This window comes from Danxiaibacter flavus (assembly GCF_041060425.1).
Lineage (GTDB): Bacteria > Bacteroidota > Bacteroidia > Chitinophagales > Chitinophagaceae > Danxiaibacter > Danxiaibacter flavus.
Genome location: NZ_JAULBC010000004.1, coordinates 302891 through 326666, shown reverse-complemented (window position 1 = coordinate 326666; position 23776 = coordinate 302891). Strand labels below are relative to the sequence as shown.

General features: G+C 42.5%; 13 protein-coding genes. 11 read left to right on the top strand and 2 right to left on the bottom strand.

Annotated features, from left to right (window positions below):
* The first annotated feature begins 62 nt into the window (after positions 1-62).
* The 4 genes from QTN47_RS14030 to QTN47_RS14015 all read left to right on the top strand — a co-directional run bounded on the left by QTN47_RS14030 (position 63) and on the right by QTN47_RS14015 (position 8446).
* Positions 63-2477 (top strand): hypothetical protein, encoded by a 2415-nt coding sequence (locus QTN47_RS14030; protein ID WP_369330021.1) that lies wholly within the window; start codon positions 63-65, stop codon positions 2475-2477.
* Between the two features lie 341 nt (positions 2478-2818).
* Positions 2819-3892, top strand: a complete 1074-nt coding sequence (locus QTN47_RS14025) for an efflux RND transporter periplasmic adaptor subunit (RefSeq protein ID WP_369330020.1) — start codon at positions 2819-2821, stop codon at positions 3890-3892.
* A 49-nt stretch (positions 3893-3941) separates the two neighbouring features.
* Positions 3942-7007 (top strand): efflux RND transporter permease subunit, encoded by a 3066-nt coding sequence (locus tag QTN47_RS14020; RefSeq protein ID WP_369330019.1) that lies wholly within the window; start codon positions 3942-3944, stop codon positions 7005-7007.
* 146 nt (positions 7008-7153) lie between these two features.
* Positions 7154-8446 (top strand): TolC family protein, encoded by a 1293-nt coding sequence (locus tag QTN47_RS14015; RefSeq protein WP_369330018.1) that lies wholly within the window; start codon positions 7154-7156, stop codon positions 8444-8446.
* Here the strand turns inward: QTN47_RS14015 and QTN47_RS14010 are convergent.
* Positions 8436-10073 carry a mechanosensitive ion channel family protein gene (locus QTN47_RS14010; RefSeq protein WP_369330017.1) on the bottom strand — a complete coding sequence of 546 codons (1638 nt, stop codon included), beginning with the start codon at positions 10071-10073 and terminating at the stop codon, positions 8436-8438. The two genes, QTN47_RS14015 and QTN47_RS14010, sit on opposite strands and share 11 nt — an antisense overlap.
* 203 nt (positions 10074-10276) lie before the next feature.
* On the opposite strand from QTN47_RS14010, the gene QTN47_RS14005 reads away from it, so the two are divergent.
* The 7 genes from QTN47_RS14005 to kdsB all read left to right on the top strand — a co-directional run bounded on the left by QTN47_RS14005 (position 10277) and on the right by kdsB (position 21053).
* Positions 10277-10885 carry an RNA polymerase sigma factor gene (locus QTN47_RS14005; RefSeq protein ID WP_369330016.1) on the top strand — a complete coding sequence of 203 codons (609 nt, stop codon included), beginning with the start codon at positions 10277-10279 and terminating at the stop codon, positions 10883-10885.
* Between the two features lie 153 nt (positions 10886-11038).
* Positions 11039-11983, top strand: a complete 945-nt coding sequence (locus QTN47_RS14000; protein WP_369330015.1) for a FecR family protein — start codon at positions 11039-11041, stop codon at positions 11981-11983.
* Between the two features lie 97 nt (positions 11984-12080).
* Complete coding sequence (locus QTN47_RS13995; protein WP_369330014.1) at positions 12081-15470, top strand: TonB-dependent receptor; 3390 nt, start codon at positions 12081-12083, stop codon at positions 15468-15470.
* A gap of 16 nt (positions 15471-15486) precedes the next feature.
* The gene (locus tag QTN47_RS13990) at positions 15487-17289 is read left to right on the top strand and encodes a RagB/SusD family nutrient uptake outer membrane protein (protein WP_369330013.1); all 1803 of its coding nucleotides are present in this window, start codon (positions 15487-15489) and stop codon (positions 17287-17289) included.
* Between the two features lie 318 nt (positions 17290-17607).
* Positions 17608-18912, top strand: a complete 1305-nt coding sequence (locus tag QTN47_RS13985; protein ID WP_369330012.1) for an IPT/TIG domain-containing protein — start codon at positions 17608-17610, stop codon at positions 18910-18912.
* Positions 18913-18987: 75 nt separating this feature from the next.
* Positions 18988-20169, top strand: a complete 1182-nt coding sequence (locus QTN47_RS13980; protein WP_369330011.1) for a glycoside hydrolase family 76 protein — start codon at positions 18988-18990, stop codon at positions 20167-20169.
* Between the two features lie 158 nt (positions 20170-20327).
* Entirely contained in the window at positions 20328-21053 is a 726-nt protein-coding gene (gene kdsB, locus QTN47_RS13975) for a 3-deoxy-manno-octulosonate cytidylyltransferase (RefSeq protein WP_369330010.1), read from the top strand.
* A 1020-nt stretch (positions 21054-22073) separates the two neighbouring features.
* Here the strand turns inward: kdsB and QTN47_RS13970 are convergent.
* Positions 22074-23756, bottom strand: coding sequence for a pyruvate dehydrogenase complex dihydrolipoamide acetyltransferase (locus tag QTN47_RS13970; RefSeq protein ID WP_369330009.1), 1683 nt, complete (start codon positions 23754-23756; stop codon positions 22074-22076).
* Between the last annotated feature and the right edge of the window lie 20 nt (positions 23757-23776).

Here is a 23776-nt window from a genome sequence, read left to right as displayed (position 1 = left end):
TTATAATATATTTGAATCGTTTTATTTTTATTCCTTCTATAAGAATTAAGCAATCTCGTAATATGAAGCATGTAGTTTTTAAAAGAGGCCTGTTGTTTACCATTTTCTGTGCAGGACTTTTTTCTTTTGCCAAAGCGCAAACTGCGTTGGATACAGCCATGGCCAGATATGGAAGTGATTATTTACAGGAACGTGTATATATACAATTTGACAAAGGGTTATATTCTCCCGGAGAAACTATTTGGTTTAAAGCCTATCTGATGGCAGGCATTGAAAATTCCGAAATAAGTAAAAGTTTTTACATTGACTGGACGGATGCTGACGGCAATCTCATCCAACATACATCGTCGCCCATTATTGAATCTTCAGCGCGTGGTCAGTTAGACATACCGGCCGGCTATACCGGAAAGATCATCAATGCAAGGGCATATACTAAATGGATGTTGAACTTCGACACTGCATTTCTTTTCAATAAAGCAATAAGAATAGCACCAAAGAAAGCTTCTGCGGGTACTGCACAGCCGGTTAAGTTTAAGTCTCTCATTCAGTTTTTCCCGGAAGGAGGCGATTTAATTGAAGGCATTTCTTCAAAAGTTGCATTTAAGGCTACGAACGAGATAGGAGAGCCGGTAAAAGCAAAGGGTACCATTGTCAGCAGCAAAGGCGAGACCGTTGGCAAATTTGCAAGTGTACATGATGGCATGGGTGTATTTACGCTGGAACCTGCGGCAGGAGTAACTTATAAAGCCAAATGGACAGATGACGCAAACAATGCTTATGAAACACCGTTGCCTGCAGCTAAAACTTTCGGAGCAACTGTCGCTATCATCCCCAGCCAGGGCAAGGCTAACTTTCTTATTAAAAGAAGTGAAAATGTTCCGGCCGCTTTAAAACAACTGCATATTATTGCAACCACTTACCAGCAGTTGGTATATAAGGCCAATGTAAGGCTGGAAGAAACATCCGCTATCGGAGGCTCAATTCCTACAGCACAATTGCCAAGCGGTATCCTGCAGGTTACATTGTTTGATGATTCATACACTCCCGTGGCAGAACGTATTTGTTTTGTGAACAACAACGACGCAATATTTAAACCGAATGTCGATTTTTATTCATTAAATCTTGGCAAACGTGGCAAGAATACATTAGAAATAGATTTACCGGACACTGTTGCTGCTAATCTTTCTGTGGCCGTTACAGATGCAGGTATTGCTGCAGACAGTAGCAACAACCTTGTTTCTCATTTGTTACTGGGAAGTGAACTGAAAGGATATATACACAATCCCTGGTATTATTTTTCTTCAGATAACGATACCGTTAGAAATAACCTGGATTATGTAATGCTCACCAACGGATGGCGCAGGTTTAAATGGGGCGAACTGGCTAAAGGCATTCTGCCTCAGATAAAGTATCCTGCAGACACAGCGTATGCAGAACTCGGAGGTAAAGTTTTCGGTGCTACCCCAATGCAAATGCGTGAATCCGGTGATCTGTTTGCTATTGTGCAGGGTAAAGATTCATCAACACAGATGCTTACATTTCCGATTGCGAAGGATGGATCATTTAAACAGCCAGGCTTCGTATTTTTCGATTCCTTAAAGATCCATTACCAGTTTGGTAAGGCAAGAGGATTAGAATCTGCGGTTGAGGTCAGGTTTACAAGCGGATTGCTTACAACCCCGGGCAAGGTTAGTCTTAATAAAAGCCTTTTTGCTTATATGCTTAACGATACTACCGGCAATGCCAGGGCAAAATACTTTGCTGACGAACAGGCGCGCCTGGAAAAGTTATTGCAAGGCACTACACTCGAAGGTGTTACCGTTAAATCAAGAACTAAATCACCACAACAGGTGCTTGATGAAAAATATACATCCGGATTATTTTCCGGTGGCAATTCCACAAGTTTTGATGTTGCGAACGATATAGCAGCACAAGGCCAGATGAATATCTTTACTTATCTGCAGGGACGTGTTGCCGGTTTACAAATAACAGGAGCTCCTTCCAACACAAGCCTGATGTGGAGGGGCGGCGCGCCTGATGTTTACCTTGACGAAATGAAAGTAGATGTTCAGCAACTGCAAAATATCCCCATGCCCGACGTAGCTTATGTTAAGGCATTTACGCCTCCTTTTTTCGGTAGCTTTGGTGGGGGTAGCAATGGTGCAATTGCGGTGTACACCCGTAAAGGTGGCGATGTAAAGCAGGCTCCGGGCAAAGGTCTCCCAACAAAAATTGTTTGGGGTTATTCAACAATGAAAGAATTTTATTCGCCTAACTATGAAACATTCGACGAAAGAAATGAACATAGTGACGTGCGCTCCACCTTATACTGGAATCCTTACGTGCTTACTACCCAGGAAAACCATAAAATCAGGCTTACATTCTATAACAATGATATCACTGAAAAATACAGGGTTATAGTTGAAGGTGTTACTAAAGATGGTAAGCTCACACACATTGAACAAGTGTATGAATAGCTGTCAGCTTTTAGCTATCAGCTATCAGCTGCTGTTGAGAAGCTAAAAGTTCTCTTGAGTGCAGTTCTTTTAAAAGATTAAGCTCGCGATTTACGCGAGCTTTTTTATTCAAACAAAGAGAAAGCTTCATATTAAATAGTCATAATGTAAGCCCAGAAATCTGCAAACAACTTTTTATAGACGTCAGTACTTTAAGACGAGACAGCAAAGAGCTGAAAGCTGATAGCTAATAGCTGATAGCTCTCTTCACCTTATTTTCCCCCCTGTTCACCGAGCAATATTAAAGACCGCTTAAATCGGTTTAAATCTTTCTATCTTTATTGGCCCCAGAAAAAGTTATCATGGAATATAAAGTTCTGTTTAGGAATACTATATGTAGCCTTTCCCTGCCACTATGTTTACTTTCTTGCAGTGGAAAAAAGCAGGATCCGCCTAAAAGTGGTCAAACTACGCCTATTGTCGATGTTATTGTTGCATCCAATCAAAGTATAAACAATATTATTGAAGCCAACGGAACAGTTGTGGCAAATGAGTATGTAGAACTTCGCCCGGAAATTGCCGGTCGCCTCATTTATCTAAGCGTTCCGGAAGGTCAGAGTGTTTCTAAAGGAACTGTTATTGCGAGGGTCAATGATGCCGATCTGCGTGCACAACTGGAAAAAAGCAAAGTGTTATTGGATCTGGCAGAAAAAACAGAACAACGCTACAGGCAATTGCTTGCAGTAGAAGGAATTAACCAAAGCGATTACGATGCAGCTCTAAACCAGGTAAATGGTTATAAAGCGGATATACAATATACGCAGGCTTTGATTGATAAAGCAGTAGTGAAAGCACCTTTTGATGGTGTTGTGGGTTTAAGACAGGTAAGCCCAGGCGCGTATGTTTCTTCAGCAACGGTTATCGCCACTATGCAACAGGTAAGCAAGATCAAGATTGATTTTACTTTGCCTGAACAATACAGTAATATCATTAAGGTTGGCAATATTGTTGACGTAAAAGTGGATGTATCTGCGGATAAAAATCAAAAAGCTGAAATAGTTGCCATTGAGCCTCAGATTAACCAGGCAACGCGTAATCTTAAAGTGCGGACTATTCTTTTGAATGGAACAGCAAATCCGGGAGCATTTGTAAAAATGTATGTAAATGCAGGTGTTGATAAGAAAGCCATTATGATTCCTACCAACTGCATTATTCCGGACGATAAAAATAAACAGGTTGTATTGGTTAAGAACGGTCATGCTGCTTTTGTGACGGTGCAAACAGGGGAGCGTGAAGCAGATAATGTAGAAGTAACTACCGGTGTTAAAGAAGGAGATTCGGTGGTTGTTACTGGTGTGTTATTTGCAAGGCCTAAAGCTGAATTAAAAGTACGGAGCGTTAAAACGCTTGAACAACTGGCATCACAAACCCAGTAATTAGTTACACCCGCTGCACTGTATCCATTAAACATCCTATTCATCGCTCATGAATATTTCTGAATTATCGCTGAAACGCCCTGTATTGGCCACAGTGATGAATCTTATGATCATCCTGTTTGGAATTGTCGGCTACACATTTCTGGCTGTAAGGGATTATCCGGCAATTGATCCGCCAATCATTACAGTTACCACTTCTTACACGGGAGCGAACCCCGACATTATAGAAAGCCAGATAACCGAACCACTGGAAAAACAGATCAACGGTATCCCTGGTATCAGAACAATCACCTCTTCCAGCTCATTAGGAAGCAGCCAGATAACCGTAGAGTTTAACCTGGGTGTGGATCTTGAAGCTGCAGCGAGTGATGTACGTGATAAAGTGAGCCAGGCTCAGCGAAGTCTTCCGCTCGACATAGATGCGCCCCCCGTTGTTGCCAAGGCAGATGCCAATAGTGATCCCATCGTTATCCTCGCAGTACAAAGCCGCACTAAAGGATTAATGCAGCTGAGCGATTATGCGGAAAACGTATTGCAACAGCAGCTTCAAACCATCAATGATGTTAGCTCTGTATTCATCTTCGGCCAGAAACGTTACGCAATGCGTTTATGGCTTAACCCGGACAAAATGAGCGCCTATAATATTGCGTTTACCGATATAAGCCTTGCTTTAAGAACCGAAAACGTTGAGCTTCCCCCGGGAAAGATATATGGTGATAATACCGAATTAACCATCCGCACATTGGGAAGGCTTACATCTGAACAGCAGTTCCGGGACCTGATTATCAGACAGGATTCCGCAGGTATTGTAAGATTGAATGATATCGCGCGCGTAGAACTTGGTCCTGAACAAATGGAGCAAAGCTGGAGATACAATGGTGTTAACGCAGTAGGCCTTGCGATCGTTCCTCAGCCCGGTGCTAACAACATTGCAATTGCAGACGAATTATACAAAAGGCTTGACGAAATAAAAGCTTCTAACAAATCCGGCGTTGAGGTTAACGTGCTTATCGATAACACGCTCAACATCCGCCACTCTCTTGCAGAGGTTGAGGAAACACTACTGATAGCATTTGGGCTTGTGGTGTTGGTTATCTTCTTCTTCTTCAGAAACTGGTTGATCGCAATAAGACCTTTGATAGATATCCCCATCTCGCTGATCGCAACGTTCTTCATTATGTATATTGCCGGATTCTCCATCAATATCCTAACGTTGCTCGGGATTGTGTTGGCAACGGGACTTGTGGTGGATGATGGTATTGTTGTAACGGAAAACATCTTCCGGAAATTAGAAGAAGGGCTGCCAATCCGTAAAGCTGCATTGGAAGGAAGTAAAGAAATCTTTTTTGCGGTTATCTCAACCTCTATCACGTTAGCAGTCGTGTTTCTTCCGGTAATTTTCCTTGAAGGATTTGTCGGAAGGCTGTTCCGTGAATTTGGTGTTGTACTTGCTGCCGCGGTATTAATCTCGGCCTTTGTATCGCTTACGATTACCCCTGTATTGAACGTATATCTTACCAGAAAGGATAGTTCTCATGGTTGGTTCTACATGAAAACCGAACCTTTCTTCCAGGGCATGGAAAACGGTTATAGACGCCTGCTGGAAAAATTCATGAAAGTCAGATGGGCTGCAGTTGTCATTATTCTTTTGTGTGTAGCATGCATATTCCTGGTGTTTAGAAATCTAAAAAGTGAGATCGCCCCGCTTGAGGACAGAAGCAGTATCCGCTTTACTGCCACCGGCGCTGAAGGAACAAGTTTCAGCGCGATGGACAAGCTTACTTCAAAATTTGCAGATTTCTTATATGACTCTGTTCCTGAAAGGGATTTCGTTTTTGCAAGAACTCCTGCCGGAGGTTCGGTAAATACTTCGCAGCCCCGTATTGGTCTTGTAGATCCCAAGCTCAGAAAACGCAGTCAGAACGAAATCGTGAATGATCTTCAACGTAAGCTGGGACGATTTAATGAGGCAAGAATTTTTGCCATCCAGGAGCAAACCATCTCTGTTGGTTCCGGTGCCAGAACAAGCTTACCTGTTCAGTTCGTATTGCAGAACCAGGATATAAATAAACTGAAAGACATCATTCCAAAATTTTTGGAAGAAGCCAGGAAGGATAAAACATTTGCCAACGTGGATGTTAACCTGAAGTTCAACAAGCCTGAGCTGCGGATAACTGTGGACAGGATGAAGATTAAGGATCTTGGTCTTTCAACAGCAGATGTTATTGCAACCATGCAGTCAGCCTTTAGCGGAGGAAGAATGGCATACTTCATCATGAACGGATATCAATACCAGGTGATAGGCCAGGTGGACAGACCGGTGCGTAACAAACCGGCAGATATCGAAAAACTCTACGTAAAAAATGCGAGTGGACAAAATATTCCATTGGATGCAGTTGTCAATATGCAGGAGAGCACAAATCCGTCTACATTGTTTCACTTTAACAGGTATAAGGCTGCCACAATTTCTGCTTCGTTATCTGAAGGTTATACCATTGGCGATGGTATACAGGCCATGCAGGGAATAGCCAATAAATTACTCGATCCCAGTTTTCAAACTGCTTTAAGTGGTTCTTCGCGTGACTATGTGGAAAGCTCTTCAAACATCCTGTTTGCATTTGGATTGGCGCTGATACTCATTTATCTTATCCTGGCCGCGCAGTTCGAAAGTTTTGTGGATCCACTGAGTATCATGTTTACAGTACCTCTGGCTTTTGCAGGGGCGTTATTGAGCTTGTGGCTGTTTGGTCAAACCCTGAACATCTTTTCAGAGATTGGAATGATCATGCTGATCGGGCTTGTAACCAAGAATGGTATCTTAATTGTAGAATTTGCTAACCAGAAAAGAGAGATGGGATTGTCGAAAATGGAAGCGGTTGTAGAAGCAGCACAACAGCGTTTAAGGCCGATCTTAATGACAAGTCTTGCAACATCTCTTGGAGCGTTGCCTATCGCACTGAGCCTTGGTGCAGCGTCAACGAGCAGGATTCCGTTGGGTATTGTAGTTGTTGGCGGCATCATATTTTCGCTTATCCTTACGTTATTTGTTATTCCTGCGATCTATACATTTTTATCAGGAAAACATAAGGCACATAAAACCAATATAACGGAATAACTTTTAAGTAATAAGTTTTACGTTATACGTTGATATCAGCGAAGCAAGTAATTATGAAGTTAAAAACAGAAGGCTTTACCCGATTTAGTCTTCGCTCTAAAAAACGTAAAACGTAAAACGCATAACTTTCTTTTATAAACACAAACATGAAAAAAATTCTTTGTATACTATTACTGTTCAGTTTACATGCAGGCGCCCAGCAGCAGTTGAATCTGCAGGATGCGATCAGCATTGCGTTGAAGAACAGTCTTGATATACAACTGGCAAAAAATTCGGTTGAACAAAATACTATATTAAACAATTACGGTGTGGCTGGTGGATTGCCTGTTGTTACAGGCTCTGCGTCAAATCTTGAACAGATTACAACATTAAACCAGAAGCTATCCAACGGCACCACCACAGACCGAACGGGAGTCGCTGCCAATAGCACCAACGCAGCCGTTACAGCAACCATGCTTTTGTACAACGGCATGCATGTAGTTTCAACAAAAAAGCGTTTACAGGAGTTGCAAAATCAGAGTGAGCAGGTACTTAATTCCCAGGTGATGAACACCATTGCCGGTGTAATGACCAAGTATTTTGATATTGTACGGCAACAGAGTTACACCAAAACTATTCAGCAATCCATCGAAGCATCGCAGGAACAACTCAAAATATTGCAGGTAAGGAAATCTGCGGGGTTGGCAAACAATGCGGATATTTACCTCGCGCAGATCGACCTCAATACTTTATTACAGGCAAAACAATCCCAGGAGCTGGTGATAGAAAATGCCAAGGCTGATCTGCTTACCCTGCTTACATTGAATGCGGATTCTGTAATTACAGTCAGTGATACAATATTGGTAGATAACAGTCTTCAGCTGGACTCAGTTCTAACAAAACTTACTACCAATCCAGACATTATTGCTGCTGACCAGCAGATCAAGATCAACCAGTATATAGTAAAAGAAGTTGCCGCGCAGCGCTATCCTGCCCTTCGCTTCAACACAGGTTTAAGTTATAGTCGCAGCCAGAGCGGTGCGGGTTTTACCTTGCTCAACCAGACTTATGGCCCCACATTAGGCCTTACGCTGGCGGTTCCCATCTATAACGGATCGGCTTATAAGCGTCAGCAAAAAGTAGCTGAGATAGATGTTAAGAATGCAACATTGCAAAAGCAGACCCTAATCCGTGATTATTCGGCTAATGCGGTTAAAACGTACCAGGCTTACATCAATACATTACAGCAATACATATCACAGACAGACAATTACAAACTCGCACAAAAACTGCTTGATCTCACCATGCTTCGTTTTGAGCTAAGACAGGCTACAATACTCGAAGTAAGAGAGGCGCAGAAAAGCTTTGAAAATGCCGGTTATTTGTTAGTCAATCTTGCTTATGCCGCAAAAGCTGCAGAGATTGAGCTGAAGAGAATTACTTATACGCTTACTTTTTAGCATTATTGATAGATGAAATGGTGAAATGATCCGGCTCATAACCTTCGGGACGATAATCCGGAGGAATTGCAATGGTGTTACCATCTCTCAATGAATGATAGGCGGGTGACATAATTTCTACGCCTGCTTCGTTAAAACAATCCTGGATGTTCTGGTGCAGTAAAGAATATAAATCCTGCATAATTTGTGGCTGCTCTGTATATGCATTTAGCTGATAAGAAACATAATAGTCATCCAGGCTTGTTTGCAGCACAAAAGGAGAAGGATCTTCCTTAACACCAACGGTTGCTTTTGCAGCCTTTATCAGCAATGCCTGCACTTGTTGCCAGGGTGCATCATAACCAATGGTTATCGTTGTATGCAGTATGAGCCCTTGTTGTTTTGCAAGCGAAGAATAATTGGTAGTTCCTCCTGTAAGAATGTTGGCATTAGGCATGGTTATCTCTTCGTTCTTGATCGTTATTATCCTGGTGACCAACAGGTTTTTTTCCAGCACATCTCCAGTTACATCGCCTATTTTAACTCTGTCTCCTATTTTAAAAGGACGCATGTAGGTGATCACTATACCTGCAACAACATTTGCTATTGCTGATGAAGATCCGATAGAGAAAAGTATGCCCAGGAAAACAGACACACCTTGAAATATTTTTGAGTTTGCGCCTGGCAGATAAGGAAATATGGCGACAAACATAAAGATGTACATCAGTGCTTTGATAATATTGAAAGTTGGCATGGCCCAATCAGCGTAAAAGCCTGCTATAGTGAGCCTTCCTTTTGTTATTTCTTCCGCGAAAAACCTGACGAGTTTCACCGCATAACGGGTTACAAGAAAAATCACCAGTATAGTGATCATGTTGGGAAAATAGCTGACGAAGCTTTTTACAATCGAGATCATAGGGTTAATAACAAAGTCCAGCAGGCTGTCCGCAAAACTTCTCGTCCAGGGAAACAGGCTAAATATTAGCGGCAGGGAAATATAGACGACAAATATGATAAATAACCATCTCAACAAGCCTATGAGCCGTAAAAGAATCGCCCGGTATCTTTGAGGCGAAATAAGCTGGTATTTATTAAGCTGAACTGGTGGCAGTGGTTTCTGCAGAATGTATTTTCTTGTAAGCACTTTAACCAGCTTGTTAACAATATATATTACAAGAATAAGCGCAACAATTATCCCAATCGCTTCGGCGGCTGATATAGCAATGCTCCCGGGTTCCTTAAAGGCAAAATAGGCTAACATTTTGTCCCTGATGATCACCTGGTAGTTTTTGGCAAGACGCTCTGCGGAAATATTGTTTGCGGCTGCATCTTTATCACTCACATAAATAATAATAGCGCCGTCATATGCCAGGTTGTACATGCCCGCAGAGTCTTTTACAATGGTCAGTTTGTCCTGGTCGAAGTGATCAAGTGCCGCAATGCGGTTGAGACGGTATTGTATTAATGTAGCCCTTTCTTCCGGAGTTATATTGGCCAGGGACGTGTATACTTTAAACAACGTATCGTTTTTGAATACAATGGCCTTGCCTTTATTTATGGTCGTATCCAGGTGCAGTGAATCAGCCACTTGAGTAAGAGCCGTAGTGTACATACACAGTGCGGCCAGCAGTAAAAACATATTTTTCATAATACCGGTTTTTAGTGAGCGTTATAAATAAAACGTTGGCCGGGGCAGTTGGTTTAGAACGGGGATGTTTTAAAGGGGAAGTGGCATTTATTTATAAGTCCGGCCATAGAGTACGGATAGTCTTTTTTTGTTTTAGGAGAAAAAAAAGGAATTTTACCTCGTAATCAACTTTACCTTTAAGATTCAACCCTACCAACGTTAGCATGCATGTCGAAAAGTCATACGAAAGTGATGCAAACCTGCTACAATCCCTTCGGGAAGAAAATATTGGCGCCTTTAAAGCTTTGTACGATAAATATTGGGAGCCGTTATACATGCGTGCTGCTAAACGCGTAGGGGTGAACGATGCAAAGGACCTGGTGCAGGAAGTTATGACAACATTATGGCTCCGGAGAATGTTTATTGTTACCGATGAGAACGGAGAGTTAAGCAGGTATTTATTTACCGCACTGAAATACAGGATCATTAGTTACTACACAGACAGATTTGCCCATATAGAAAAAGCTGAACTCTTTGATGCGATGCCGGATGTTGTGGAGGAAAAATTACTGGAAACAAAACAGCTGGAAGAATTCATTGAATATGAAATAAATCTGTTGCCTGATCGTATACAGCAGGTATTTCGGCTTAGCAGGGAGAATGATCTATCGGTCAAACAAATTGCGCAAATATTGCACATTTCGGAACAAACAGTGAAGAACCAATTGACAGAAGCTCTAAAGAGGTTGAGACGCGCCATCCGTTCAAAAGGGGCAACTGACAATGAACTACTCATCCTTACTATACTTTCCTGCTATTATTTTTGCAGCTAAACACTGCCATGCCCTAACTATTTGCTCCTGTCCAATTACGCGAATCTGTATTGAGCTATCCCACACGAAATTATTTTTTAAAAAAAGTTATTCCGGCAATAGTACCAAACGGCATTTTATGAGATAAGTATATTAAGCAAATGAACTATCATCTTGGATAAAACACAGATCAGGCATTTATTTAAACGGTACATTAACGGAAGAGCGAATGGCCCGGAACAGAACCTGGTGAACTATTGGTACAGGTCATTTGATGATGAAGTACTCGATATAAACGATGCCGAAAAAAAACAAATAAAAGCAGAAATATGGGGAGACATTCAGCAACGCATCAGTTTTAATAAAAGTTACAGGCAAAAACGAAACTGGTGGTTGAGGGCTGCTGCGGTTCTCCTGCCCCTGCTGTTAGGTGCGGGCATCCTTTATTATTTAGCATATTATAGGAATAGCGCTGTCCAAACTTTTACCACGTATACTACAGGCACAGGCGAACGGAAAATGTTAAGGATGAAAGATGGCACTGTGCTGAATCTTAATGCCGGCTCAACAATCCGTATTGCTGACGATCTTTCAAAAGAACGAATTGTTGATTTAATTGATGGCGAAGTATTTTTTGATGTGCACAAACAGAAGGGAACTCCTTTTGTCATTAAAAATCAGGCGATAACCACAACGGTTCTGGGAACAGCTTTTAATATCTCAGCCTACAGGAACATTCAAACTTTTTCAATTGCAGTTGTACGTGGCAGCGTGCAGGTTGCAGATGATGGCCACTGTTTAAAACAACTGCAAAAAAATGAAGAACTTGTTTTCAACAGGAACAGCAGATCGTTCATTGTAAAGCCTACAGAGGACCGTGTACTCGACTGGCAAAAAGGTTACCTCGTTCTCAATGATGTTCCTTTTGATGAGATGGCAATTCTTGTGGAAAAAAACTTCGGCGTAATTATTACTACCAACCATGACAAGATAAAAAAAAGCAGATATACCACGCAACTTTCTACGGAGATGAAACCCATGGAAGCCGCAGAGGTACTCGCCGCAATTCATCATTTTAAAATAAGTGGAGGGAGCAACCACATTTTATTTTATGAGTAAATAACTATAATAAACTCTTTGAAAGAGAACCAATCGATCGCTGCCTTTTGAATAACGCCAAACATTTTTTTTATTCCATAAACTAAAGCTATAAAGAATGAAAAGAACCTTGGCAGTAAAGGTTTGCGCAACGCGATTGACTATGCTCAAACTCGCTTGCTTATTAACGGGTATGTTGCTGTTCTTTGCCGCAAAAGCTGGAGAAAACCAAATACTAAGCAAAACCAATGTAACCATTGCTATCAAAAGCGGATCACTTAACGCCGCCATCAAACATCTTCAACAAAATACCAAAATTGTTTTTGCATATGACAGCCCGCTCTTAAGCAATTTTTCTGTTTCTGATCAACGCTTTGTAAACGAGCGGCTTGATAAAGTGCTGAATCAGCTATTGGAGCATACCCCGCTCACATTCGAAGAAGTGAACGGAATTATTGTCATAAGCAGGAAAGACGAATTAAAGACCGCATCCACGTTCAACGCAGCACGAAAAGCCGACATTATAGTGTCCGGTATCGTTGTTGATGAGAACAACAAACCTATAGAAGGTGTGACCGTAGAGGCTGAAGGCAAACTTGCCATAACCGCAACAGATACAAGTGGCAAATTTAAAATTATAGTGCCTTCACAGGAAACAGTAATTGTTTTTAGCCTTATAGGTTACGCTACCGAAAAAGTTCGCGTGGGCAATCAAACAATGCTCAATATTAAAATGCGTCCGGGAATAGATAAGGAGTTGGAAGATGTAGCCGTAGTTGCGTTTGGTAAACAAAGAAAAATAAGCCTGGTAGGTGCACAGTCTACATTAAAGCCGGCAGAGCTTAACCAGCCGGCGGCCAATATTTCCACCATGCTGGCGGGAAGAATAGCAGGTATTGTAGGTGTACAACGAAGCGGTGAGCCGGGAAAAAGCGCAGCAGATATTTGGATAAGAGGAATTTCCACTTTTGGCCAGGGAAACAGTGCAAGTCCGCTTATTTTAATTGACGGTGTTGAGCGCGATTTAAACAATGTAGATCCTGAAGATATTGAATCGTTCACCATACTAAAAGATGCATCGGGTACGGCGGTATATGGCGTACGCGGGGCCAACGGTGTGGTAGTTATCAAAACAAAAAGCGGCAAAGTGGGAAAGCCGCAGGTGTACTTTGATTACAATGAAGGTGTTAACACGTTTACTAAAAAGCCGGCTATGATGGATGGTGTTTCTTATATGCATCTGGCTAATGAGGCGTTGACAACCCGTAACCAAAATCCCCTGTACTCGCAGGAATACATTGACAAAACAGTGTCGGCGCTCGATCCCTTAGTGTATCCCAATGTTGACTGGATGGATGCTATACTCAATAAAACCGGGCATGTTAGAAAGGCCAATATAAATGTGAGTGGTGGTGTAGAAAACACACAATTTTATGTTTCGCTTTCCTATTACAATGAAGGGAGCTTTTTAAAAACCGATGAACTGGAGAAATACAACTCTTCATTAAAATACAACAGGTACAATTTCACCTCCAATCTTAATGTCAAGATTACAAGAACCACAAAGCTGGATGTGGGAGTGCAGGGATATTTTTCAAACGGAAATTATCCGGCTATTGCAACGCATGATATTTTCCAGGGAGCCATGACAACCACGCCGGTTATTTATCCAATAATGTATCCCGGCGGTTTTGTACCCGGTATTTCTCCTAATGGCGGATCACGAAATCCCTATGCAGATCTGGCAAAAAGAGGCTATCGAAATGAGTATGAAAACAAGATCTACTCAAACGTAAGACTCACACAGGATCTTGGCTTCATTACGAAGGGACTCAACATAACCGCGATGATGGCTTTTGATAGTAAGAACAATCAAACGGTAACAAGAAGTAAGGAGAATAAAACATATACTGTCAGCAAAAGCGATCCATACAATCCGGGCGGAACACTAAAACTGTTAAGCGTTTATACGCCTAAACAGACGTATTTAGGATACGACAGGGGTAATAGCGGGGAACGACTGCTCTATAGCGAAGCTGCCGTTAACTATGACAGAAGTTTTAACAGGCATAGGGTTAGCGGACTTGCTTTGTTCTACGCAAGTGACAAAACAAATGCCTTTGGCGATTATATGACATCTATTCCCGAAAAGTATGTAGGGCTGGCAGGAAGGGCGACCTATTCGTTCGACGACAGATACTTCGCAGAATTCAATATCGGTTACAATGGCTCCGAATTATTTAGTCCCAATAATCGCTATGGTATTTTCCCCGCAGTAGGTGTAGGCTGGGTAATATCCAACGAAAGTTTTTTTGATCCTGTAAAGAACGTAGTGAATTTTTTAAAGCTTCGCTATTCAAATGGTAACTCAGGACTTGGTACGGTAAGTGATGCCAATCTTCGCTTCCTTTATCTTGACAAACTGAACGATAATGATGCGGGCTACAAATACGGTGCGTTTAACAATGTAAGCGGCATCAGCATTACCCGTTATGGTACCAATGTTCAGTGGGCCATATCAAATAAGCAGGATCTTGGCTTCGAGTTCCGCACGCTAAATAATCAGCTTTCACTTATTGTAGATGTATTCAAAGAGCATCGCAAAGGCATATTCCTTCAACGACAATCAAATGTTGCTTTTATGGGCTTAAAAGAGCAGCAGTATGGCAACCTGGGTGTTGTTGACAATAAGGGGATTGACGCTACACTCGAATACAATACAACTATTGGCAAGGTGAACCTGGGTTTGCGTGGCAACTTTACCTATAACAAAGACAAGTTGATAGAAAATGATATGCCGCCGCAGGATTATCCTTGGATGGAAAAACGTGGGCACAATATCCTCGCACGTTTCGGATACATCGCCGATGGCCTGTTTAAGGACCAGAAAGACATAGATAACAATCCTGTGCCTGGCGGCGATAAATCTAAAATTCTGCCTGGTGACATCAGGTATAAGGACCTTAACAGCGATGGCAAAATTGACTATCAGGATGTGGCGTACATCGGCAGGGGAGATGTGCCAACAACTATTTATGGCTTCGGATTCAATGTGGGCTATAAGGCTTTCAATGTAGCAGTTTTATTTCAGGGAATCGCCAATGCAGACAGGCATATAGGAGGTTCTGCTATTTCACCGTTTAAGGATGAGCTGTGTAACGTTTTTGAAATCGCCAAAGACAGATGGACGCCTGATAATCCAAACCCTCATCCTTTTTATCCACGGCTGGCATATGGTGGTTCAGACAACACCAACAATTATCAAACGAGCTCATGGTGGGTGAAGGACGTAAGTTTTATGCGTCTTAAATCAGCCATGATATCGTATAACCTCCCTGCAGCCTTGCTGAAAAGAGTTGGTGTAAAAAATTCGGCGATATACTTACAGGGCATTAACCTGCTCACCTTTAGCAAGTTTAAGCTGTGGGATCCGGAACTTAATTCGGACAATGGTACGCACTATCCGAATGTGCGGGTAATATCTCTTGGCGTGAACCTGAAATTTTAAATCCAAAATGCAACAAATGAAAAGAATAATATATACAGTATTGGTAGTTTCCCTTGCTTGTATTTCATGTAAAAAATACCTCAGCCAGGTTCCCGAAGAAAAGATCTCTCTTGAAAGTACTTTTCAATCCTGGGAGACTGCCAACAAGTTTCTTTCAAATATCTATAGCCGGGTGCCGGACGAATATGGTCAAAGGGATGCTGGCGGCAATCAGAATGCCGGCGTATGGACATGTGCATCTGATGAAGCAGAGCTTAGCTGGGCAGACCGTGTTGCTAATAATCTAAACAACGGAAGTTGGGATGCTTCAACCGGACTGGTATCTGACTATTGGACAAACTATTACCAGGCCATCAGGGCAGCCGGAATCTTTCTGGAGAACGCAGACAAGATTAATGGCATTTCACCTGAACAGATTTCAATGCATAAAGCGGAGGCCAGAGCGCTAAGGGCAATCTTCTATTTTTACCTGATGCGTATTTATGGTCCGGTTATTTTGTTGGGCGAAAAGCCGGTTCCCGTGGATGCCAATTTGCAGATCCCCCGCAACACGTATGATGAATGCACAGCCTATGTGGTTGAAGAGTTGGAAAAGGCCGCCCAGGATCTTCCCATTACTTATGCAAGTACCGAACAGGATGGCGGCCGTATTACAAAAGGAGTCTGCTATGCCATACGTGCACAGGCGCTGATGTATGCAGCAAGTCCTTTATTTAACGGCAATGCGGATTATGCCGCTTTGCAAAATAAAGATGGTAAGCAGTTGATCAGCCAAACTAATGATGGAAGCAAATGGAAAATAGCTGCTGATGCTTACCTGGCATTTATCAACCAGTTTGTTCCTTCTGTTTATGATTTAAATGTTGAGCTCAGGAATGGAGTTATTGATCCATACATGTCTTGCAAGAACGCGATTATTAAAGACTGGAATAAGGAAGCAATATTCATTCGTGTAGACTGCTCTATTGCGCCGTGGCAATATGCCTTAACACCATTTCATTCCGGAGCACCCGGTGACCGCGATTCAAAAGGAGGTACTGCAATAGATGCTACACAGAATATGGTTGATGCGTTCTTTACTGCGAATGGAAGAAGTATTGATGACCCGCTTTCAGGGTATCAATCAACTGGCTATTCCAACTTTCAGGCGCCAATGGATACAAGATCAAGAAGTACTTACAATTCCTGGGCAAACAGAGAACCGCGGTTTTATGTAAACATAACGTATAACGGTAGTTTGTGGCTTAATACGCAGAACGGAGAAATCATAACCGAACTGTTTTACAACGGAAATTCAGGCCGTTCTAAAACGTCCAATGATTATTCAAAAACAGGATATGTGGTGCGCAAGGCTATGGGTTTTGGAAAGTGGGATAATAATAACAGGACGCTTATTTTAATGCGGTTGGCTGAAGTGTATTTAAGTTATGCAGAGTGTCTTAATGAAAGTGATCCTGGCAACGCGGATATTCTGAAATACCTGAACCTGATCAGAGTGCGTGCCGGAGTACCGGAGTATGGATCAGCTTCACTGCCTGCACCTGAAAACCAGGCAGAGATGCGGTTGGCAATTCGAAAGGAAAGGCGCGTAGAACTTGCCTTCGAAAACCATCGCTACTTTGATGTGCGCAGGTGGAAGACTGCAGAACAAACGCAAGGCGGTCCTATGTATGGATTGACCATAGGTTCTGATCTGCCGGATTTTCTGAAAGTGACAGTTTTCGAAACACGTGTGTTCAATAAACAGCATTACTTATTTCCGATTCCCTCAGGTGATATAAATAACGATAAACAGCTTGTACAAAATACAGGCTGGTAAACAATGATAAGGCCAGGTCATTTATGAATGTCAATTCAATGTCGTTTAGTTAGGAATTGTTAATGTCAGGCGCTCATAAAAATATCGTGGTCAGTTCAATATTCGGGAGACCTCTCCTGTCGTCGAGGTGACGATGCGGGTGCAGCCTTACACATTATTATATGCTGGTTATTAGTGCTGCTATGATCACTTTTTCTGATAAGCCAGGATCGTCATGTCGACGAAAGGAGACATCTCCCGAAGTTGAAGATGCCTGCTTAACTAAACTCATTCTATTGTCCATTTTCCACATATTAATTTGATCCATAAACTTAATTTATGATTAGCAAACTCAATTATTATATACTTTCATGCGCTGTTCTTATCCTGCTTTTTACCGCATGTAAAAAAGAAGACAAAGGATATGCACATAATCCTTCAGCAGCGATTACTATTTCAAAATTCTTACCGGAACAAGGCCAGGAAGGCAATGAGCTACTTATTACAGGAAGCAATTTTTCATCGGATACCGGCCAGGTTAAAGTTAGCATCAACGGCATTCAGGCCAGGGTGATAGCATCAAACGAAAAACAGATTATGGCTTTGGTGCCCGCAAAAACGGGTGATGGTCCTGTTGTAGTTACCATAGGTGAACAGAGCGGTTCAAGTGAACACAATTTCAATTACCTGTTTTCATATGAAGTAAGCACATTAGCAGGGTCGGGTAACCGCGGTTCAGATGATGGAAAGGGCGCATTCGCCTCTTTCAATTTCAATGGCGTACGAGGACAGCTTTCCGTAGATGACAGCCTGAACGTATATGTGCCTGATGGAGGTAATCAAAAAATCAGGAAAGTTAGTTTTGATGGAACAGTAACAACAATAGCCGGAACCGGAGCAAACGGATACGAAGATGGGAAAGCTGGCAGTGCAAAATTCAATAATCCCTGTGGGACCGCTGTAGATGCAACTGGCAACATTTACGTTGCTGAAAGAAACGGCAGACGTATTCGCAGGATTACTCCGGATGGGATGGTGTCAACATGGGCTTACCCAAGCGGAAATGGTGGCAATGAATTGACCTCCGTCGTTATAAACAAAAATACCGGTGCTGTGTACTGGTCGGACTTTTATGGCGATGGTGTTTATCAGCTAAAGAATGGAACAGTACAACGTGTAATTAATCATTCGCTTCCCTGCACCATTGCAATAGACGCACAAGGCAATATATATGCAACGCATTACGATGATCAGGCAGTACTTAAATATACTTATGACGCATCTGCGGATAAGTTTGATAATGGCAGCATAATAGCCGGTAAGCTCAGGGTTGGCGGTTGTGATGATGGGATAGGAACAAATGCGACGTTCGACAGGCCATGGGGAATAGCTATCGATAGCAAGCGCAATCTTTATGTAAGTGGTCAGGGAGGTGGCGATAAGAGTAATTGTGTCCGTATGATCACAACCGGCAATAATGAAGTAAAAACAATTGCAGGGCAGGCGGCCAGCGCAGGTTTTGTGGAAGGTATGGGCGATAATGCAAAATTCAACAGGCCTACCGGTGTTGTTGTTGATAAGAATGGAGATATGTATGTGTTGGACATGGACAATAACCGGATCCGTAAGATAACCGTCAGATAATCTATCTTTAGCCACACACAAGTGGTTCATCAATTTATTTGCCTGATGTGCCATGACACTTTTAAGCGATACAACATGAGACATTTATTTTACCAGCATCTTGTAATTACAGTGCTTGCAGTTTTAGTAGCAAACTGCGGCAAGAGTGAAACAGACGGACCTCCAATCGGTCCTAATCCTGATAATAACGAAGTTTCATTTACTGATAAAGACGCGACAGCCGCCTATAACAATTTCAATAATTATTTCTACAGCAGTAATGATAGACTGTATTATGGCTCAACTGAGAAAAAGAATATCGGCGCTATCTGGTGCCAGGCAATTTATTGGGATATGGCTATGGATGCATATCGCCGCACCAATGAAAGTCAGTATAAAAAGTTGATGGACGATATTTATGAAGGTGCATACAATCGTTATGACAAGTTCAACTGGAACAATAAGACCGAATGGTTTATTTATGATGACATGATGTGGTGGATCATATCATTAACAAGGGCTTTTGAGATAACGAAGGATAATAAATACTTAGAGCTGGCAAAATCCGGATTTCACCGCGTGTTGTTTGGCCCGTCTGATGGATCTCTTGATTACGATAAAGATGGTAAGGTATACAAAGGCGCTTATGACGAAGTGAACAGCGGTTTATTCTGGGATTTTAAACGTACCGGTAAAAATGCCTGCATCACCTTTCCTACAATTATTGCGGCTGTTAATTTGTACAATCTCACTGGCGAGAAAGATTACCTGCAAAAGGCAACAAGGATTTATAGCTGGGCTGTAGATAGTCTTTATGACAAGACCAATGGCCGCGTTGCTGATAATAATGTGAATGGTAGGAAGGGCTGGGATAACTACACTTATAATCAAGGTACTTTTATCGGTGCATCTGTATTGCTTTATAAGGCCACAAATAACCTGGGTTACCTGGAAAACGCGGTAAAAGCTGCCGACTATACAAAGTCCGCAATGTGCAATGCGGATGGCATACTTCCCGCCGAAGGCGATTGGAACGAACAAGGTGTTTTGAAAGCAATATTCGGGCGTTATGTTATGATGCTGATAAATGATGGAGGCAAGCAGGAGTATTTGCCATGGATCCAGCACAATGTAAACAAAGCCTGGGGAAACAGGGATCCGTCAAGAGGACTTACCTACAGGAATTACAATGTAGTATGTCCTTCAGGTACAATACAATCTTATGAAGCAAGCAGTGCAGTTGCCATCATGCAATTGTGTCCGCCGGGTAAAAAGTAAAAATTCAAAGGTCAAAAGATTGTGCGAAGCAGGCCAATACTGTACATCTAACGCGGTACACCGTACATCTAACATCGTACACCGTACACCGTACATTCTAACATCGTACATCTAACATTGTAAGCCTTACATGTGCTCATTTCCATTATTTTTGATCCATGAAAAAAATGGCACTTATTCCTGCCCGCTATGCAGCAACAAGGTTTCCTGCAAAGCTGATGCAAATGCTCGGCGACAAAACGGTGATCAGGCATACATATGATAATACAGTTGCTACAGGTTTGTTTGACGATGTAATGGTTGCGACAGATAGTGAGATTATTTTCAATGAGATCGTGAATAATGGCGGGAAGGCTGTGATGAGTAAAAGGCAGCATGAAAGTGGTAGCGACCGTATTGCAGAAGCAATTGAAGATTTAGCTGTTGATATAGTGGTGAATGTACAGGGCGATGAACCTTTTGTGAAGAAAGAGCCGTTAAAAAAGATACTGCATGTATTCGAAGGAGAGGAAGGGAAGAAGGTGCAGGTAGCCAGCCTCATGCAGGTACTGAAAGAACAGCAATATATTGAAGATCCAAACTACGTTAAGGTAGCTGTTGATAAGAATTTGAACGCCTTGTTTTTTAGCCGCTCAGTTATTCCATATCCACGTAATAAAGAATTACCAACTATATATTACGAGCATATTGGTGTATACGCTTTCCGCAAGCAGGCATTATTGAATTTTACGAGCTGGCCAATGACACCGCTTGAAGCAGCAGAGAGGATTGAATGTCTTCGTTACCTGGAAAATGGTGTGCCTATTAAGATGATCATTGTTGATTATATGGGCGTGGAGATTGATACACCGGAAGATTTGGAACGAGCCGCAAGATATTTATGAAACACGGAGACAGAACGACACTGAGAAACACAGCGGTTTTTTGAAACACAGAGGCAGGGCGGCACTAAGAACCACGGAGACTTTTTGAAACCCGTTCGATCCGGCACGGGCGGGCACGAAGACGCGAAAGACGCAAAGAAGCACGACGGTTTTAAAACCACGGAGGCAGGGCGACACTGGAGAAACACGGCGTTTTTTGCCACGAAGACAGAAAGGCGCAAAGAAACACAAAGGTTTAAAAACCACGGAGGCAGGGCGGCACCAAGACCCACGGAGACTTTTTGAAACTCGTCCGATCCGGCACGGGCGGGCACGAAGACGTGAATGACACCAAGAGGCACAAAGTTTTTGAACCATGTGAGGCGACATATACGGCTAAGCAAGTAAAGAAGCGCCAGGGCGCATAAGAGCACAAAGGGAATCATCTGAGCTCGCTGCATCGTTGCTTCTTTGCGTACGCCGCGTGAAACCATCATATTAAATACAGCAATGCAACAGCATGAAATAATCCCTCTCTAAGCCCTGAAAGGACGACAAGCATTAGCATAGGGCAACGCCCTATGAATAAGGGCGTAAACATCCAAACAAGCCCTGGAAGGGCATTAGCAAGAAATTACACAAGACAAAACATCATAAGATAAAATTGTTCCCGGTTTAGGGAGCGATTTATTATTTGAATCAATATAATTTTCAAAATTTATAAACCTCACTTCGTTGCGTACGCCGCGTGAAACCATCATATTAAATACAGCAATGCAACAGCATGAAATAATCCCTCTCTAAGCCCTGAAAGGGCGACAAGCATTAGCATAGGGCAACGCCCTATGAATAAGGGAGTAAACATTCAAACAAGCCCTGAAAGGGCGGCAGCAAGAAACAATTACACAAGATAAAACATCCCAAATAAAAAAATTGCTCCCATTAAAGGAGCAATTTTTTTATTTAAATCAATTATAAGTTCAGATTTAATAAACCTTTCCGAATCAAGGCCCAAAGCTAATAGCTCAAAGCTCACAGCTATTAGATCATCATTCTCAAAGGTTCTTCCAACAGGCTCTTCAATGTCTGCAAGAATGCGGCACCGGTTGCACCATCTACTACACGGTGATCGCAACTTAAGGTAACCTTCATTACATTACCCGGAACAATCTGGTTGTTCTTAACTACAGGCTCCTGAGAGATACCGCCAATAGCAAGGATACATGCATCCGGCGGATTGATAATAGCCGTAAACTGATCTATTCCAAACATACCCAGGTTAGAGATGGTAAATGTGCTACCTTCCCAATCTGCAGGTTGTAATTTTTTATCTTTTGCTTTTTGAGCAAAGTCTTTTACCTCAACTGCTATCTGGCTCAAAGATTTACCGTCGGCAAAACGAACCACAGGTACCAGCAATCCTTCTTCAACAGCTACCGCAACACCGATATTAACGTGGTGGTTAATGCGGATCTTGTCACCAAGCCAGCTGCTGTTAACTTTTGGATGCTGTTTCAGCGCAACTGCTGTAGCTTTTAATACCATGTCGTTGAAGCTGATCTTCACTTTGCTTACTTCATTGAGTTTGGCGCGGGCTGCAACGCACGCATCCATGTCAATGCTCATTGTAAGGTAGAAGTGAGGAGCAGTGAACAGGCTTTCACTCAGGCGACGGGCAATTGTTTTACGCATCTGCGAAACAGGAACTTCATCAAAGCTAACCTGTCCAAGAGGTGCACTTGTTGCGACTGCAGCAGGAGCCGCTGCTTGTGCAGGCTGAGATGCCGCTGCAGGAGCTGCTGATGGTTTATAAGAGTCAATATCAGTCTTAACAATTCTTCCGTTATCGCCACTTCCTTTTACATATTTAAGATCGATGCCTTTGTCAGCAGCGATTTTTTTAGCAAGAGGAGATGCTATGATCCTTCCTTCATTAACCACCTGTTGTTCCTGGGGCTGCGCAGCTTGAGCAGGAGCTGCAGCAGCAGTTGTTGGAGCCGCTGCCTGTGCTTTTTGTTCCTGCGCAGGAGCCGGAGCCGCAGCGCCGCCACCTTTAACCGCACTAACAATAGCATTAACGTCTAATCCTTCGTTGCCAATAATGCAAAGCAGATCGTTTACATTGATTTTTTCGCCGGCCTTAGCACCCTGGTATAATAATTTACCTTCTTTATAGCTTTCAAGCTCCATGGTAGCTTTATCAGTCTCGATCTCAGCCAACACTTCACCTTTTTTAACTGAATCACCTACGTTTTTGTGCCATGCAGCAATAACGCCTTCAGTCATGGTGTCGCTTAGTCTGGGCATCAGTACAACTTCTTCCATAGAAGAAACGTCCACAGATTTAGCCGGAGCTTCAGATGCTTTATTTTCAGCTGGTTTTGATTCAGCAGGTTTGCTTTCTTCTTTTTTCTCTTCAGCAGCAGGTGCAGCCTGGCCGCTTCCTCCGCCTGAATGTTGTGCAACAAGGGCACTTACATCTTCACCGGCTTTTCCAATAATTGCCAGCAGGTCGTTTACCTGCAATTTGCCACCTTTATCAGCGCCAACATGTAAAAGAGTACCTTCCTGGTAGCTCTCCAGTTCCATAGTGGCTTTATCTGTTTCTATTTCAGCTAATAAATCGCCTTTCTTAACGGAATCACCCACTTTTTTATGCCATGCGGCGATAACACCTTCAGTCATGGTATCGCTCAGGCGGGGCATTAAAATCACTTCAGCCATAAAATCAAAATCAGTTATGA

Coding starts and splice junctions, on each gene's coding strand:
- kdsB (WP_369330010.1), top strand. CDS start 20,328: ATGAAAAAAATGGCACTTATTCCTGCCCGCTATGCAGCAACAAGGTTT.
- QTN47_RS14005 (WP_369330016.1), top strand. CDS start 10,277: ATGCATGTCGAAAAGTCATACGAAAGTGATGCAAACCTGCTACAATCC.
- QTN47_RS13970 (WP_369330009.1), bottom strand. CDS start 23,756: ATGGCTGAAGTGATTTTAATGCCCCGCCTGAGCGATACCATGACTGAA.
- QTN47_RS13980 (WP_369330011.1), top strand. CDS start 18,988: ATGAGACATTTATTTTACCAGCATCTTGTAATTACAGTGCTTGCAGTT.
- QTN47_RS13985 (WP_369330012.1), top strand. CDS start 17,608: ATGATTAGCAAACTCAATTATTATATACTTTCATGCGCTGTTCTTATC.
- QTN47_RS14030 (WP_369330021.1), top strand. CDS start 63: ATGAAGCATGTAGTTTTTAAAAGAGGCCTGTTGTTTACCATTTTCTGT.
- QTN47_RS14015 (WP_369330018.1), top strand. CDS start 7,154: ATGAAAAAAATTCTTTGTATACTATTACTGTTCAGTTTACATGCAGGC.
- QTN47_RS13990 (WP_369330013.1), top strand. CDS start 15,487: ATGAAAAGAATAATATATACAGTATTGGTAGTTTCCCTTGCTTGTATT.
- QTN47_RS14025 (WP_369330020.1), top strand. CDS start 2,819: ATGGAATATAAAGTTCTGTTTAGGAATACTATATGTAGCCTTTCCCTG.
- QTN47_RS14010 (WP_369330017.1), bottom strand. CDS start 10,073: ATGAAAAATATGTTTTTACTGCTGGCCGCACTGTGTATGTACACTACG.
- QTN47_RS14020 (WP_369330019.1), top strand. CDS start 3,942: ATGAATATTTCTGAATTATCGCTGAAACGCCCTGTATTGGCCACAGTG.
- QTN47_RS13995 (WP_369330014.1), top strand. CDS start 12,081: ATGAAAAGAACCTTGGCAGTAAAGGTTTGCGCAACGCGATTGACTATG.